Here is a 15,042-nt window from a genome sequence, read left to right as displayed (position 1 = left end):
TGTACAATATGGCGCAGCGGACGGGACTCGAACCCGCGACCCCCGGCGTGACAGGCCGGTATTCTAACCGACTGAACTACCGCTGCGCGTCGGTGCAGGCACTTTCAGCCTACGTTCTTGCTTACGCAAGTTTCTCGGGAGTGGTGGGTGATGACGGGATCGAACCGCCGACATTCTGCTTGTAAGGCAGACGCTCTCCCAGCTGAGCTAATCACCCGTTTGCATCTCCGAGGCCGCGAAATTTACGCAGGTAGCGAACCTAAGTCAATAGCAGGATTGAAGTTTTTCTAAAAAAGACGAAATTGTTTCCATCCTGCGAGAGCGCCTTCGCGAGCAAGCCCGCTCCCACAGGGGAATGCATTCCAAATGTGGGAGCGGGCTTGCTCGCGAAGGCGTCAGCTCATTTCACGCAAACGCAGGGAAAAAGACGATCTACTCGCTGTAAATCATCTTTTTCGTCATACCGCCATCGACGACGAATTCCTGCCCGGTGACAAACCCGGCATTCCTCGACAGCAACCATGCAACCATCGCCGCCACGTCTTCGACCGTCCCTACCCTGCCCGCCGGATGCTGAGCATGATCAGCATCAGCCAAAGGCTCCGCTCGACGCGCAGAAGGATCGCGCGCATCGATCCAGCCCGGGCTGACGGCGTTAACACGAATCTCCGGCCCCAGACTGATCGCCAACGCATGCGTCAGCGCCAACAACCCGCCCTTGCTCGCCGCATACGCCTCAGAGTCGGCTTCCGATTGCCGCGCACGGGTCGAAGCCAGATTGACGATCGAACCGTTGTGAGCGCGCAGGTACGGCGCGCAGTGCTTGGCCAGCAACATCGGCCCACTGAGATTCACCGCCAACACACGATTCCAGTAGGCCAGATCGAGGCTTTCCAGGGTGATGTTGTGCGGATCAGCCACCGCCGCGTTGCACACCAGCGCATCGAGACGACCAAACTGCCCCAACACTTCAGCCACACCGAGCGCGACCTGAGCTTCGTCGGCAACGTCCATGGCGATAAACCATGCACTTTCGCCCAGCACCTTCGCCACTTTCGAACCGCGCGCACGATCCAGATCCGTCAGCACAACTTGCCAGCCTTCGCTGATCAGCCATGCCGCAATCCCCAGACCGATACCGCGCGCGGCACCGGTGACCAGCGCAACGCGGCCATGGGTGCCGGGTTTCGGGGTCGACAACTCGATCACAGCGCTGTCAGACCGCGCGCCAGATCGGCTTGCAGATCCGCCACATCTTCCAGACCGACCGCGATACGGATCAGGCTGTCGCGAATACCCGCCGCCTCACGTTCCTGCGGCGCGAGACGGCCGTGGGAGGTGGTGCTCGGATGGGTGATCGTGGTTTTGCTGTCGCCCAGGTTCGCCGTGATCGAAATCAGGCGGGTGGCATCGATAAAGCGCCACGCGCCCTCTTTGCCACCCTTGACCTCAAAGCTCACCACCGCACCGAAGCCCTTCTGCTGACGCTGGGCCAGTTCGTGCTGCGGATGGCTCTTGAGACCGGCGTAATGGACTTTCTCGATGCCGTCCTGCTGCTCTAGCCATTCGGCCAGTTGCTGGGCGTTGGCGCAGTGCGCCTTCATCCGCAGGTTGAGGGTTTCCAGACCCTTGAGGAAGATCCACGCATTGAACGGGCTCAGGGTCGGCCCGGCAGTACGCAGGAAACCAACGATTTCTTTCATCTGCTCGCTGCGACCGGCGACCACGCCGCCCATGCAACGGCCTTGGCCGTCGATGAACTTGGTCGCCGAATGCACGACGATGTCCGCGCCCATTTTCAGCGGCTGCTGCAAGGCTGGCGTGCAGAAGCAGTTGTCGACCACCAGCATCGCGCCTTTGGCGTGCGCGATTTCTGCCAGCGCGGCGATATCGACCAGCTCAGCCAGAGGATTGGACGGCGACTCGACGAAGAGCAATTTGGTGTTCGACTTGATTGCCGCATCCCAACCCGACAGGTCGGCCAGTGGCACATAGTCGACTTCCACGCCGAAACGCTTGAAGTACTTCTCGAACAGACTGATGGTCGAACCGAACACGCTGCGCGAGACCAGCACGTGATCGCCAGCACTGCACAGGCTCATCACCACCGCCAGAATCGCGGCCATGCCGGTTGCGGTGGCAACGGCCTGCTCGGCGCCTTCCAGCGCGGCAATGCGCTCTTCGAACGCGCGCACGGTCGGGTTGGTGTAACGCGAGTAAACGTTGCCCGGCACTTCGCCGGCAAAGCGCGCGGCCGCGTCGGCGGCAGTGCGGAACACGTAGCTGGAGGTGAAGAACATCGGATCACCGTGCTCACCTTCCGGCGTACGGTGCTGACCGGCACGTACGGCCAGGGTATCGAACGCTACGCCTTCAAGGTCGCTGTCCAGCCGACCGGCATCCCATTCCTGACTCATGCTGTCACTCCTTGCCCTGTTCTGAAATAGATACAAAACCGGCCCGGAGGCGTGATGCCTTTGTAGGAGCAGGGCTTGCCCGCGATGGGGCCTCTGGCAGCGCCAAAAGCTTCGCGGGCAAGCCTTGCTCCTACAGGCCGGTGATTACTTAGTTGTTGTACAGATCGATGATCGCACTGACCGCTTGGGTCTTGATCTTCGAGGAGTCGTTACGCGCCTGCTCGATCTTGTCCAGATACGCCTCATCGACGTCGCCGGTAACATATTTGCCGTCGAACACCGCGCAATCGAAGCTCTCGATCTTGATCTTGCCGCCACCGACCGCTTCGATCAAGTCAGGCAAGTCCTGATAGATCAGCCAGTCAGCGCCGATCAGATCCGCCACGTCCTGGGTCGAACGGTTGTGTGCAATCAACTCGTGAGCGCTTGGCATGTCGATGCCGTACACGTTCGGGAAGCGCACCGCCGGAGCAGCCGAGCAGAAGTAGACGTTTTTCGCGCCGGCTTCGCGGGCCATCTGGATGATCTGCTTGCACGTGGTGCCACGCACGATCGAGTCGTCGACCAGCATCACGTTCTTGCCGCGGAATTCCAGCTCGATGGCGTTGAGCTTCTGGCGCACCGACTTCTTGCGCGCTGCCTGGCCCGGCATGATGAAGGTACGGCCGATGTAACGGTTCTTGACGAAGCCTTCGCGGAATTTCACGCCCAGGTGGTTCGCCAGCTCCAGTGCCGCAGTACGGCTGGTGTCCGGAATCGGGATAACCACGTCGATGTCGTGCTCTGGACGCTCGCGCAGAATCTTCTCGGCGAGTTTCTCACCCATGCGCAGACGAGCCTTGTACACCGACACGCCGTCGATGATCGAATCCGGACGCGCCAGATAAACGTGTTCGAAGATGCATGGGGTCAGCGAAGGATTGGTCGCGCACTGACGGGTGTGCAGCTTGCCCTCTTCAGTGATGTAGACCGCTTCGCCCGGCGCCAGGTCGCGAATCAGGGTGAAACCGAGCACGTCCAGGGAAACGCTTTCCGAGGCGATCATGTACTCGACGCCTTCGTCGGTGTGACGCTGGCCGAACACGATCGGGCGGATGCCGTGCGGGTCACGGAAACCGACGATGCCGTAACCGGTGATCATCGCGACCACCGCGTAACCGCCGACGCAACGGTTGTGCACGTCGGTCACGGCGGCAAACACGTCTTCTTCGGTCGGTTGCAGCTTGCCGCGCTGGGCCAGCTCGTGAGCGAACACGTTCAGCAGCACTTCTGAGTCGGAACTGGTGTTGACGTGACGCAGATCGGATTCGTAGATCTCTTTGGCCAACTGTTCAACGTTGGTCAGGTTACCGTTATGCGCCAGGGTGATGCCGTAAGGCGAGTTGACGTAAAACGGCTGGGCTTCGGCCGAAGTCGAGCTGCCCGCGGTCGGGTAACGGACGTGGCCGATCCCCATGTGGCCGACCAGACGCTGCATGTGACGCTGTTGAAACACGTCACGCACCAGGCCATTGTCCTTGCGCAGGAACAACCGGCCATCATGGCTGGTCACGATACCGGCAGCGTCCTGGCCGCGGTGCTGGAGCACGGTTAGCGCGTCATACAGCGCCTGATTGACGTTCGACTTACCGACGATACCGACGATGCCACACATGCGACGCAACCCCTACTTAATGGATCTGAACTGAACAACACTCACTGAGGCGTTTTCGCCGACGGCAAGAGTTGCTCCTTGAACGGAATATCAGCGGGTACGCTGATTCCGCTGGCAAGCCACTGACTGCTCCACCCGAGGATCAGGTTTTTGGACCAGTCGGCGACCAATAGAAACTTGGGAACGAGTTGGGATTCTTTCCACCACCCGTCCTGCTGTACCGGGCCCAGGCTCAACAGCCCGATCGCCACAACCACCAGCAACACGCCACGCGCTGCGCCGAAGGCCATGCCGAGGAATCGATCGGTCCCGGACAACCCGGTGACGCGTACCAACTCGCCGATAAGATAATTGATCATTGCGCCCACGATCAGTGTGGCGACAAACATGATGGCACAGCCTGCGATCACGCGAGCCGATGGGGTTTCGATGTATCCGGCGAGGTACTCGGACAATGAACCACCGAACATCCAGGCGACGACTCCTGCGATGATCCAGGTCACCAGCGATAATGCTTCTTTGACGAAGCCGCGGCTCAAACTGATCAAAGCGGAGATGGCGATGATTGCAACGATCGCCCAGTCAACCCAGGTAAATGGCACAGTGCAGCCTACAGACGGATAAGGCGGCGCATTTTAGCAGAGCGCATGCCTCTCGGTAAGCTGCGATTGTCAGTGCATTTCAATCGAGGCGATAGTTTTTAGCCGCGCTCAGGCTGGAAGCGCACGACAAAACCCTTGAGGTTCTGCTGACGGCTCAAAAGATCACGCAAACGATCGGCTTCAGCGCGCTCGATCAGCGGGCCGACAAACACCCGATTCTTGCCATCGGCCGTACGGATATAGGCGTTGTAACCCTGGCTGCGCAGGGTTTTCTGCAGGCTTTCGGCGCTGGCACGGCTCGACAGGCTAGCCAGTTGCACCGACCAGCTCACCGACAGACCGTTGGCATCGACGCGACTTTGCGTGGTGTCCGGCTTGCTCGCTGCGGCGCTCGGGCCGGCAGTAATCGGCTGAGCAGGCGCAGGAATCGGTTTTGAGGTTGGCGGCGGCGTTGTCGGTTTGACGATCTGCGCTGGCACTACCGGTGCGGCGGCGATCGGTGCCGAAGGTGCTTCTTGCTCGGCGACCTCTTCGTCCGTCGGCACAGGCTCTTGCGGCAAGGCTTGCGGCTCAGGCACGGCGACGGGCTCGACCTGCACTTGCGGCACGGCCGGGGCTTGCGGGGCAGCTGGCGCTTCCACGACAACCTGACGCTGTTCGTCCTGACGCGAAAACAGCATCGGCAGGAAAATCACCGCCAACGCCACCAGCACCAGAGCGCCAACCATGCGCTGCTTGTACGCTTTATCCAGCAAAGCCATTTGCCGCTTCCTCCGTGGAGCGCCGGGCCAACCATTCAAGGGCCTCGGCGACACAATAAAATGATCCGAACAACAGAATCTCGTCGTCGCTTGTCGCCACTGCGCATTGACCGTCCAGGGCGGCGGCGACACTGTCGTAAGACGTGACCGACGCACCAAGGTTCTCCAATGCCGCGTTTAATTCGGCCACCGGACGTGCGCGCGGCGAATCCAGCGGCGCGACAGCCCAATGCTCGACACTAGCATTCAATTCGCCGACAACACCATCCAGATCCTTGTCGGCCAACAAACCGAACACTGCCAGACGCTTGCCGACCGGTGGCCGCGAGGCCAGCCGACGGGCCAGATACTCTGCCGCGTGCGGGTTATGCCCCACATCCAGCAACACATTGAGGCGTTTGCCGTTCCACTCGAACGAACGGCGATCCAGACGCCCGACCACGCGAGTCGCCTGCAAGGCGGCAATGATCTGCTCGGCATGCCACGGCAAACCGAGCAACAGATAAGCCTGCAACGCCAGCGCGGCGTTCTCCATCGGCAGATCGAGCAGCGGCAAGTCGTGCAATTCGACAGCCTGACCCTGCGCATCGGTACCGCGCCACTGCCAGTGCTGATCGGTGATACCGAGATCGAAATCACGCCCGCGCAGGAAGAACGGACAGGCCAGTTCGCGCGCCTTGTCGAGCAACGGTTGCGGTGGATTCAGATCGCCACACAAGGCAGGTTTGCCCTGACGGAAAATCCCGGCCTTCTCGAAAGCCACGGATTCGCGGGTGTCGCCCAAGTAATCGGCATGATCGACGCCAATACTGGTGACCAGCGCGATGTCAGCATCGACTACGTTGACCGTGTCCAGACGCCCGCCCAACCCTACTTCCAGCACCACAGCGTCGAGTTTTGCCTGTTGAAACAGCCAGAACGCCGCCAGGGTGCCCATTTCGAAGTACGTCAGGGAAGTGTCGCCGCGCCCGGCCTCGACCGCAGCAAAAGCTTCGCACAGCTGTGCGTCAGTGGCTTCGACGCCATTGAGCTGCACCCGCTCGTTGTAACGCAGCAGGTGCGGAGAATTGTAGACACCCACGCTCAGGCCCTGCGCACGCAGCAATGAAGCCACGAATGCGCAGGTCGAACCTTTGCCGTTGGTGCCGGTGACCGTAATCACCCGAGGCGCCGGCTGGCCCAGCCCCATGCGGGACGCTACCTGTTGCGAACGCTCCAGGCCCATGTCGATGGCCGACGGATGCAACTGCTCAAGGTAGGCGAGCCATTCGCCAAGGGTGCGCTCGGTCATAGGCCAGCAGGTACCGGTGGAACCACGATCGGCTCGATCGGCGCGGCGACGAATTTCGGCGTCGGCTTGCCAGTCATTTGTGCCAACAGGTTACCCAGACGCGGGCGCAGTTCCTGACGGTGGATGATCATGTCGATCGCGCCGTGTTCCAGCAGGAATTCGCTGCGCTGGAAGCCTTCCGGCAGTTTTTCACGCACGGTTTGTTCGATAACGCGCGGGCCGGCAAAACCGATCAGGGCTTTCGGCTCACCGACGATCACGTCGCCGAGCATCGCCAGACTCGCGGAAACACCGCCGTAGACCGGGTCGGTCAGCACGGAGATGAACGGAATGCCTTCTTCACGCAGACGCGCCAGCACAGCCGAGGTCTTTGCCATCTGCATCAGCGAGATCAGCGCTTCCTGCATGCGCGCACCGCCGGAAGCGGCGAAGCAGATCATCGGGCAACGATTTTCCAGCGCGTAGTTGGCAGCGCGGACAAACCGCTCACCAACGATGGCGCCCATGGAACCGCCCATGAAGCTGAATTCGAACGCCGAAACCACCACCGGCATGCCCAGCAGGGTGCCGCTGACCGAGATCAGCGCGTCTTTCTCGCCGGTCTGCTTTTGCGCAGCCACCAGGCGATCCTTGTACTTCTTGCCGTCACGGAATTTCAGACGGTCAACCGGCTCCAGATCGGCGCCCAGTTCGTTGCGACCTTCGGCATCGAGGAAGATGTCGATGCGCGCACGTGCGCCGATGCGCATGTGGTGGTTGCACTTGGGGCAAACGTCCAGGGTCTTTTCCAGCTCCGGACGATACAGCACAGCCTCGCAAGACGGGCATTTGTGCCACAGACCTTCAGGCACCGAGCTCTTCTTGACCTCGGAACGCATGATCGAAGGGATCAGTTTGTCTACTAACCAGTTGCTCATGCTTTCTTTCTCCAGTACCGGCGGCCCGAACCTTTCGATTCGCAACCCCGCGTATGCCCTTGAGCTAAATTCATGTGTGCGGCGATGGTTGGTGAACCGCCACGGTCAGCGCGAAACATGACCTGCGTGCAATCCGGACAACCCTCAGCCACGCTTGCTTTGTGCAAGTGCATTGATGGACGGCGGCAGACTGCCAGCCGTCACATCAATATCGGCACCGCCACTCTGTAAGAACTAGTAGGAACTTGTAGGAGCTGACGAGTGCAACGAGGCTGCGATCCTTTGATCTTGTTTTTTACGATCAAAAGATCGCAGCCTCGTTGCACTCGTCAGCTCCTACAGGTTCCTGCTGGTTCCTATTTCTCTTTTACTGCTTGGATAAATGCGCGAATTTTTGCGTGATCCTTGATGCCTTTGCTCGCCTCTACCCCGCCGCTGACGTCTACAGCGTAGGGTTTTACCTGGGCCACGGCGCCCGCGACGTTTTCCGGGGTCAGGCCACCGGCCAGAATCAACGGTTTGCTCAAACCTTGCGGAATCAATGACCAGTCGAACGCCTCACCGGTTCCGCCGGGCACGCCTTCAACATAGGTGTCGAGCAACACACCGCTGGCGCTTGGGTAGGCATCTACAGCTGCAGCGATGTCGTCGCCAGCCTTGACCCGCAACGCTTTGATGTACGGGCGATGCCAGCCTTCACAGTCTTCAGCGACTTCATCACCGTGGAACTGCAGCAGATCCAGCGGCACCGCATCGAGGATTTCCCCCAACTCGCAGCGGCTGGCATTAACAAACAGGCCGACGGTGGTCACAAACGGCGGCAACGCCTGGATGATCGCCCGCGCCTGCTGCACGGACACTGCGCGCGGGCTCTTGGCGTAAAACACGAATCCGATCGCATCCGCCCCGGCCTCGACGGCGGCCAGCGCATCTTCTATGCGGGTAATCCCGCAGATCTTGCTGCGAACGGCTGACATGTCGAGAAAAACTCCAAGGCAAAATCCGGGAAAGTCCCGGATGGTAACAAAAGCGTTCGAGGGCGTCAGCCGTCAAGTTCCGAGAATCCCGTAAGGAAATGTGGCCCGATAAAACGCTCGGGTAACGGGAATTCATCGTGGTACTCGACCTGCACCAGATACAGGCCGTACGGATGCGCCGTCACCCCGCCGGAGCGGCGTTCACGGCTTTCCAGCACTTCCTTCATCCACTCGGCCGGCCGCTCGCCCGCACCGATGGTCATCAGGACGCCAGCGATGTTGCGCACCATGTGATGCAGGAAGGCGTTGGCGCGGATGTCGAGGACGATCATCTTGCCGTGGCGAGTGACGCGCAGGTGGTGCATCTTCTTGATTGGCGACTTGGCCTGGCACTGGCCGGCACGAAACGCGCTGAAGTCATGGGTGCCGATCAAGTGCTGCGCGGCTTCGGCCATGCGCTCGACGTCGAGCGGGCGGTGGTTCCAGGTGATTTCTTCGTTGAGGTGCGCCGGACGGATCTGATCGTTGTAGATCACGTAGCGATAACGGCGGGCGATGGCCTTGAACCGCGCATGGAAATGCGCCGGCATCACCCGCGCCCAACTGACGCTGATGTCGTGGGGCAGATTGATGTTGGCACCCATGACCCAGGCTTTCAGCGAGCGATCGACCGTGGTATCGAAATGCACCACTTGCCCGCAGGCATGCACACCGGCGTCGGTACGCCCGGCGCACTGCAAGGAAACCGGCGAGTTGGCGACTTTCGACAGGGCTTTTTCGAGCTCTTCCTGCACCGTGGCCACACCCGTCAACTGGCGCTGCCAGCCGCTGTAGCGCGAGCCTTTGTATTCAACGCCCAGCGCAACGCGGTAAAAGCCGTCGGGGGCCATTTCGGCGACCGGGTTATCTATGTTTGCCAAGGTGGGACAGCCTGCTGTTTTTGCAAAGGCGGGCATTATAAGGCTGTGGATCAGGGATACCAGAGGTTCTCTGTCGCCTGTAACAATGCCTTCGCGAGCAAGCCCGCTCCCACAGGGGAATACATTCCAAATGTGGGAGCGGGCTTGCTCGCGAAAGCGGAGGATCAGGCACCAATGAATTCCGCACAAACAAAAACGGCAGCCTCTATGGGCTGCCGTTTCGTTTACCGCTGGACTGATTACAAGCTCGAAAGCATGTCCTTGGCCTCTCCCCGTTGCTTCTCGTCACCCTCGGTCAACACTTCGTTGAGGATGTCGCGCGCGCCGTCGCTGTCGCCCATGTCGATGTAGGCCTGAGCCAGATCGAGTTTGGTCGCCGCTTCGTCGGTGCCGGAGAGGAAGTCGAAATCGTCTTCGCCCAGATCAGCGTCCAGCGCCGCATCCGCCTCAGTAAACGTCGGCTCGGCGATGTTCTGCGACAGACGATCCAGTTCAGCGTTGACGTCATCCAGCTCCGCCGCGAACGCATCAGGCTCGGCCGGTGGATTGGAATCCATCTCGTCCGCCAGCGACAGATCGAAATCGGCCGGCAGCTCCAGATCGTCCTGCGGTACGTCAGCCACGACGGGCGGTTCAACCGGCGACAGGTCTTTCACGCCATCGTCCAGATCCAGCAGGAAGTCGTCTTCGGCCAGAGTGGCTGGCGACGGTTCGGCGCCGAGATCCAGATCCAGATCGAAGTCCGACAGATCGTCGAGGTTTTCTTTGATGTCGGTCTGCTGTTGCAGCACCGCTTCAAAGCTCAGGTCGTCATCCGCCGGGAATTCGTCGAGTTCGGCCAGTGCTTCCGGCGTTTGCGGCTCAACAACAGGCGCAGGCTCGATCGGCGTGATGTTGTCGAGATCGTCCAGGCTCAGGTCAAACGCGCTGTCGAGATCATCTTCCGCCGGTGCCGGGGCAGCAGGAGGTGCTTCCGGCTCATCCAGCAGCAAGTCTTTGACGTATTGCGCGTCCAGTTCGGCAGCAACAGCGGCAGCGGCCAAGCCACCGGCAGCGACAAGGGCCATGGCCGGGAAGCGGCTTTTCAGCTCTTCGACCTTGGCGAAGTTATCGCCATTGGCCACCAGTTGACGCTCCTGAGCAACGAACGCATCGCGATCGCCCTGCTGACCGTAGACTTCCATCAGTTTCAGACGCAGATCACTGCGCTGCGGCTCGAGGCTGACGCCCTCCTCCAGCAACGCCGCTGCCTGATTCAAGCGACCGGCGTTGATGTGCGATTGCGCTTTGTCGAGGACGTCATCGGAACGCTCGGCGGCTGGAGAAACCAGCGGCGCAGCAATCGGCGTGGCCATGACCACTGGCGCAACGACCGCTGCCGGTGCAGGCGTTGGCGCCGGAGCCGGGGTATTGAGTGTGACGCTGGCGGCTGGTGTTTCCAGACCTTCGAAGCTGCTTTCCGGCAGATCCTGTTCAGCGGAGAACTCTTGTTCTTCGGACAAGGCACGCGCCATGCGCATGTGTTTCTCGGCTTCCTGCTGAGCTTTGCGGCGACGCGCCAGCAGCAACAGCAGAAGCAGCAGAACCACCGCACCGCCACCGATCAGCCCCAACAGAACGGGATTGGTCAGCAGCTCGTTGAAGGTTTTCTCATCATCAACAACCGGCTTCGGCTCGGCAGTCGGCGCTACCGGCGCATCGACTGGCGGTGCAATCGCCGATTCCGGGGTTGGCGACGCAGCAGCTTCTGCCGGAGTCGCAGGCGGTGTCGCGGCCAACTCGGCGGTAATCGCAGGCACCGCAGGCACCGCTGGATTTGCAGCATTAGCGGCTGGCGCAGCGCCCGAGCCTTCAGCCTGCAGCTTCGCCAGTTGATTGTTCTTCAGCTCGATCAGTTTTTGCAGCTTGTCCATCTGACTTTGCAGATCGGACACGCGGCTCTTCAATTCCTCGTTGTCGCGACGGGTCGTGTCGAGGCTTTCCTGCGTGACCGCCAGTTTGTTGCTCAGCGCCTTGGCATCGCCGGCCGGGCCTTTGCCGCGCGCCTTGGCGCTTTCGGCAGACACCAGGCTCAGATTGTCGCTGGTATTTGGCGCAGCGCCGCTATTGCCACGACCACGATTGGTCGCATCCAGCTGCTGCTGGCCAGTGCCAGGCTTGGCCACGTAACGACGGCCCGAGCGCCAGGCGTCGTTCTGCGCAGCGACTTCTGCAATGGCGGCGGTTTGTGGCAGCGCGGTGCTTTGTGTCGAATCCGGCAGACGCAGCACCTGACCGGTTTTCAAGCGGTTGATGTTGCCACCGATAAAGGCGTCCGGGTTCAGCGCCTGAATCGCCAGCATGGTCTGCTGCACCGAGCCGCCATTACGCGCCTTCGCAGCGATTTCCCACAAGGTATCGCGGGCGGTCGTGGTGTATTGAGTCGAGTGCGTGGCGCCAGTGGTTGGGGCGGTGACGGTTTGCGACGGCGCCGATTGCGCAGCGGCATCAGCCGTCTGCGGCGAGAACTTCGACGGATCGAGCAGCACGCTGTAGTCGCGCAGCAGACGGCCGTTCGGCCACATCACCTGCACGAGAAATTTCACCATCGGCTCGGACAGCGGCTTGCTCGACGTCACACGCAGTACGCTTTTACCGCTGGCGTTGAGCACCGGGGTAAACGTCAGGTCATTGAGGAAGGCCTGGCGATCAACGCCGGCCTTGGCAAAATCTTCGGGTGAAGCCAGGCTCGGCACCACTTCGGCAGCGGTGAGATCCTTGACGTCGAGCAGCTCGATTTCAGCCACCAGCGGCTGGTTCAGGGTCGACTTCAGGGTCAGCTCCCCGAGCCCGAGGGCATGCGCCATACCGGAGGACAGCGCCGAGGCGGCCGCTATTGCTAACACCAGTTTGCGAACTTGAACCATAGCCTCATCCTTTGTTTGAACGTTCCTCGGCCAGCGAGAAGATATTGATTGTCGCTGCCGTAAGGCATTGCGCGCGACGACGACAGATGTCGCGCGCGATCATTTCTTTGATGCCCCGGAAAGTCCCGGAGGGTGACACGTTTTCAACTGCTCCGGGCAAGCATAGCGCTCACCTAGAATCAGTCGACAAATTGTTGCCAAGTATCTTTTACAGCAGGTCTTTTATCAACAATTCAGCTACCTGCACAGCGTTAAGGGCCGCGCCTTTGCGTACGTTATCTGACGTCAGCCACAGATTAAGTTCCGCCGGGTCGTCGACACCGCTGCGCACGCGCCCGACATAGACCACGTCCTGCCCTACTGCATCACCGACCGCAGTCGGATAATCACCGGCCTCAACCAGCTCGATCCCCGGCGCCGCCTCGAGCGCCGCGTTGACCTTTTCCAGGTCGACGGCCTTCTTCGACTGCAAGGTCACGCTAAAGCTATCGCCAAAAAACACCGGGGCTTGAACGCAAGTTGCGGAAATCTTCAATAAAGGTTGCGCCAGCACCTGACGCAGCTCGCGCACCAGACGTTTTTCCAGCAGCGTGTGCCCGTTCGCGTCCGGCGTGCCGACCTGAGCCAGCAGGTTGAACGCTACCTGCCGGTCAAAAAAGGTTGGCTCCAGCGGGCGCATGTTCAGCAGCTCGGCGGTTTGCCGCGCCAGCTCAGTCACCGCTTCACGACCTTGCGCGGACATCGCCAGACTGGCGCTGACATTGACGTATTGCAGGTCGATCAGATCGAGCAACGGCGTCAATACCACGGCGAGCGTGGTGGCTGACGGGCTTGGGCTGCTGACCTGGAACGGCGCTTTCAGATTGGCGAGTACCGCGGCGTTGGCTTCCGGCACCACTTGCGGCGCCTGATCAGCCGGCAAGGCGCCGGACAAGTCGATCAACGAGCAACCGGCAGCGTGAGCGCGCGCGGCGTAACTCAGGGTGATGGCCGGGCCAGCGGCGAAAAACACCAGTTTGACCTTGCTGAAATCGAACTCGTCGACCTCACGCACGCGCACGTTTTTGTTACGGAACAGCACCGAGCTACCGGCGGATTCGCTGCTGGCCAGCAGGTGCAGGTTGCCGACCGGAAAGTCGCGCTCTTCGAGAATTTGTACGAGGGTTTCGCCGACAGTACCGGTGGCGCCGATTACGGCAATATCTAGGGTCTGGGTCATGGTGCGAGCCTCTGGCGAAACGGGGGGAGCGGCACTTTACCGGGTGACTGGCGCACAGGCAATTTCTGCCCACCCGGATCGTTCCCACGCTCCGCGTGGGAATGCCGCATCGGACGCTCCGCGTTCGGCTTGTAAAGGGACGCGGAGCGTCCCGGGATGCATTCCCACGCATAGCGTGGGAACGATCGGCATAAAAAAACCCGCACCTCTTTCAAGGCACGGGCTCTTTCATTGCTTCAAGCAATCAACGCTCGAGCAAAATCCGCAACATGCGACGCAGCGGTTCGGCCGCGCCCCACAGCAGTTGGTCGCCAACGGTGAACGCGCCGAGGAACTGCGAGCCCATGTTGAGCTTGCGCAGACGGCCGACCGGGACATTCAGGGTGCCGGTGACCTTGGTCGGACTCAGCTCCTGCATGCTGATATCGCGGTTGTTCGGTACCAGTTTGACCCAAGGGTTGTGCTGGCTGATCAGCCCTTCGATATCGGCGATCGGTACGTCTTTGTTCAGCTTGATGGTCAGCGCCTGGCTGTGGCAACGCATCGCACCGATGCGCACGCAGATGCCGTCGACCGGGATCGGGCTCTTGAAGCGACCGAGGATCTTGTTGGTCTCGGCCTGAGCTTTCCACTCTTCGCGGCTCTGGCCATTCGGCAGTTCCTTGTCGATCCACGGGATCAGGCTGCCGGCCAGCGGTACGCCGAAGTTTTCGGTCGGGTACGCTTCGCTGCGCATGGCATCAGCCACGCGACGGTCGATGTCGAGGATCGCGCTGGCCGGATCGGCCAGTTGATCAGCGACAGCGGCGTGGGTCGCGCCCATTTGCTTGATCAGTTCACGCATGTTCTGCGCGCCGGCACCGGAGGCCGCTTGATAGGTCATGGCGCTCATCCACTCGACCAGACCGGCCTCGAAAAGACCGCCCAGGCCCATCAGCATCAGGCTGACGGTGCAGTTGCCACCGATGTAGTTCTTGGTGCCCGCATCGAGCTGCTGATCGATGACCTTGCGGTTCACCGGATCAAGAATGATCACTGCGTCATCGTTCATGCGCAGGCTCGAAGCTGCGTCGATCCAGTAACCCTGCCAGCCCGCTTCGCGCAGTTTCGGGAACACTTCGCTGGTGTAGTCGCCGCCCTGGCAGGTCAGAATCACGTCGAGGGTCTTCAGCTCATCAATGCTGTAAGCATCCTTGAGCGGAGCAATGTCCTTGCCCACGGACGGGCCTTGGCCACCGACGTTGGAAGTGGTGAAAAACACCGGCTCGATTAGATCGAAATCCTGCTCTTCCAGCATCCGCTGCATGAGCACGGAACCGACCATTCCGCGCCAACCGATCAGACCTACACGTTTCATCGCAACTACACCTTCTTGAAA

The 15,042-nt window shown here is 60.7% G+C and carries 12 protein-coding genes and 2 tRNA genes; all 14 read right to left on the bottom strand.

What is annotated here, in order from left to right; genetic code table 11:
• Positions 1-9: 9 nt before the first annotated feature.
• Positions 10-86, bottom strand: a tRNA-Asp gene (locus GVL50_RS11305).
• A gap of 55 nt (positions 87-141) precedes the next feature.
• Positions 142-217, bottom strand: a tRNA-Val gene (locus GVL50_RS11300).
• Between the two features lie 215 nt (positions 218-432).
• The gene (locus GVL50_RS11295; protein WP_159812966.1) at positions 433-1,209 is read right to left on the bottom strand and encodes an SDR family oxidoreductase; all 777 of its coding nucleotides are present in this window, start codon (positions 1,207-1,209) and stop codon (positions 433-435) included.
• Positions 1,206-2,417 (bottom strand): O-succinylhomoserine sulfhydrylase, encoded by a 1,212-nt coding sequence (locus tag GVL50_RS11290; RefSeq protein WP_159812964.1) that lies wholly within the window; start codon positions 2,415-2,417, stop codon positions 1,206-1,208. Before GVL50_RS11290 ends, GVL50_RS11295 begins: the two co-directional genes overlap by 4 nt.
• 148 nt (positions 2,418-2,565) lie before the next feature.
• On the bottom strand, positions 2,566-4,071 hold the full coding sequence (gene purF, locus GVL50_RS11285; RefSeq protein WP_053118948.1) for an amidophosphoribosyltransferase: 1,506 nt from the start codon (positions 4,069-4,071) through the stop codon (positions 2,566-2,568).
• 41 nt (positions 4,072-4,112) lie between these two features.
• Complete coding sequence (locus tag GVL50_RS11280) at positions 4,113-4,673, bottom strand: CvpA family protein (protein WP_053118946.1); 561 nt, start codon at positions 4,671-4,673, stop codon at positions 4,113-4,115.
• 98 nt (positions 4,674-4,771) lie between these two features.
• Positions 4,772-5,434, bottom strand: coding sequence for an SPOR domain-containing protein (locus GVL50_RS11275; RefSeq protein ID WP_053118944.1), 663 nt, complete (start codon positions 5,432-5,434; stop codon positions 4,772-4,774).
• Positions 5,418-6,725, bottom strand: coding sequence for a bifunctional tetrahydrofolate synthase/dihydrofolate synthase (gene folC / locus GVL50_RS11270; RefSeq protein WP_159812962.1), 1,308 nt, complete (start codon positions 6,723-6,725; stop codon positions 5,418-5,420). Before folC ends, GVL50_RS11275 begins: the two co-directional genes overlap by 17 nt.
• Positions 6,722-7,642 (bottom strand): acetyl-CoA carboxylase, carboxyltransferase subunit beta, encoded by a 921-nt coding sequence (gene accD / locus GVL50_RS11265; protein ID WP_008083214.1) that lies wholly within the window; start codon positions 7,640-7,642, stop codon positions 6,722-6,724. The genes folC and accD overlap by 4 nt, the downstream gene beginning before the upstream one ends.
• Positions 7,643-7,998: 356 nt before the next feature.
• Positions 7,999-8,619: a phosphoribosylanthranilate isomerase gene (locus GVL50_RS11260; RefSeq protein WP_159812960.1), complete on the bottom strand. Its 621-nt coding sequence runs from the start codon at positions 8,617-8,619 to the stop codon at positions 7,999-8,001.
• Between the two features lie 65 nt (positions 8,620-8,684).
• Positions 8,685-9,509, bottom strand: a complete 825-nt coding sequence (gene truA, locus GVL50_RS11255) for a tRNA pseudouridine(38-40) synthase TruA (protein ID WP_178124179.1) — start codon at positions 9,507-9,509, stop codon at positions 8,685-8,687.
• Between the two features lie 269 nt (positions 9,510-9,778).
• Complete coding sequence (locus GVL50_RS11250) at positions 9,779-12,445, bottom strand: FimV/HubP family polar landmark protein (RefSeq protein WP_159812956.1); 2,667 nt, start codon at positions 12,443-12,445, stop codon at positions 9,779-9,781.
• 208 nt (positions 12,446-12,653) lie between these two features.
• Entirely contained in the window at positions 12,654-13,664 is a 1,011-nt protein-coding gene (locus GVL50_RS11245; RefSeq protein WP_159812954.1) for an aspartate-semialdehyde dehydrogenase, read from the bottom strand.
• Between the two features lie 244 nt (positions 13,665-13,908).
• Positions 13,909-15,021, bottom strand: a complete 1,113-nt coding sequence (asd, locus tag GVL50_RS11240) for an aspartate-semialdehyde dehydrogenase (RefSeq protein ID WP_008083209.1) — start codon at positions 15,019-15,021, stop codon at positions 13,909-13,911.
• Positions 15,022-15,042 lie beyond the last annotated feature (21 nt).

The sequence above is a fragment of the Pseudomonas sp. 18058 genome (genome assembly GCF_902706155.1).
Taxonomy (GTDB): Bacteria; Pseudomonadota; Gammaproteobacteria; order Pseudomonadales; family Pseudomonadaceae; genus Aquipseudomonas; species Aquipseudomonas rustica.
This window is presented reverse-complemented; position numbering and strand designations above follow the sequence as displayed.

What these genes read in the sequence shown, in the direction of transcription:
- folC (WP_159812962.1), bottom strand. Translation starts at nt 6,725, where the DNA reads ATGACCGAGCGCACCCTTGGCGAATGGCTCGCCTACCTTGAGCAGTTG.
- GVL50_RS11275 (WP_053118944.1), bottom strand. Translation starts at nt 5,434, where the DNA reads ATGGCTTTGCTGGATAAAGCGTACAAGCAGCGCATGGTTGGCGCTCTG.
- GVL50_RS11245 (WP_159812954.1), bottom strand. Translation starts at nt 13,664, where the DNA reads ATGACCCAGACCCTAGATATTGCCGTAATCGGCGCCACCGGTACTGTC.
- accD (WP_008083214.1), bottom strand. Translation starts at nt 7,642, where the DNA reads ATGAGCAACTGGTTAGTAGACAAACTGATCCCTTCGATCATGCGTTCC.
- GVL50_RS11250 (WP_159812956.1), bottom strand. Translation starts at nt 12,445, where the DNA reads ATGGTTCAAGTTCGCAAACTGGTGTTAGCAATAGCGGCCGCCTCGGCG.
- asd (WP_008083209.1), bottom strand. Translation starts at nt 15,021, where the DNA reads ATGAAACGTGTAGGTCTGATCGGTTGGCGCGGAATGGTCGGTTCCGTG.
- GVL50_RS11260 (WP_159812960.1), bottom strand. Translation starts at nt 8,619, where the DNA reads ATGTCAGCCGTTCGCAGCAAGATCTGCGGGATTACCCGCATAGAAGAT.
- truA (WP_178124179.1), bottom strand. Translation starts at nt 9,509, where the DNA reads ATGGCCCCCGACGGCTTTTACCGCGTTGCGCTGGGCGTTGAATACAAA.
- purF (WP_053118948.1), bottom strand. Translation starts at nt 4,071, where the DNA reads ATGTGTGGCATCGTCGGTATCGTCGGTAAGTCGAACGTCAATCAGGCG.
- GVL50_RS11290 (WP_159812964.1), bottom strand. Translation starts at nt 2,417, where the DNA reads ATGAGTCAGGAATGGGATGCCGGTCGGCTGGACAGCGACCTTGAAGGC.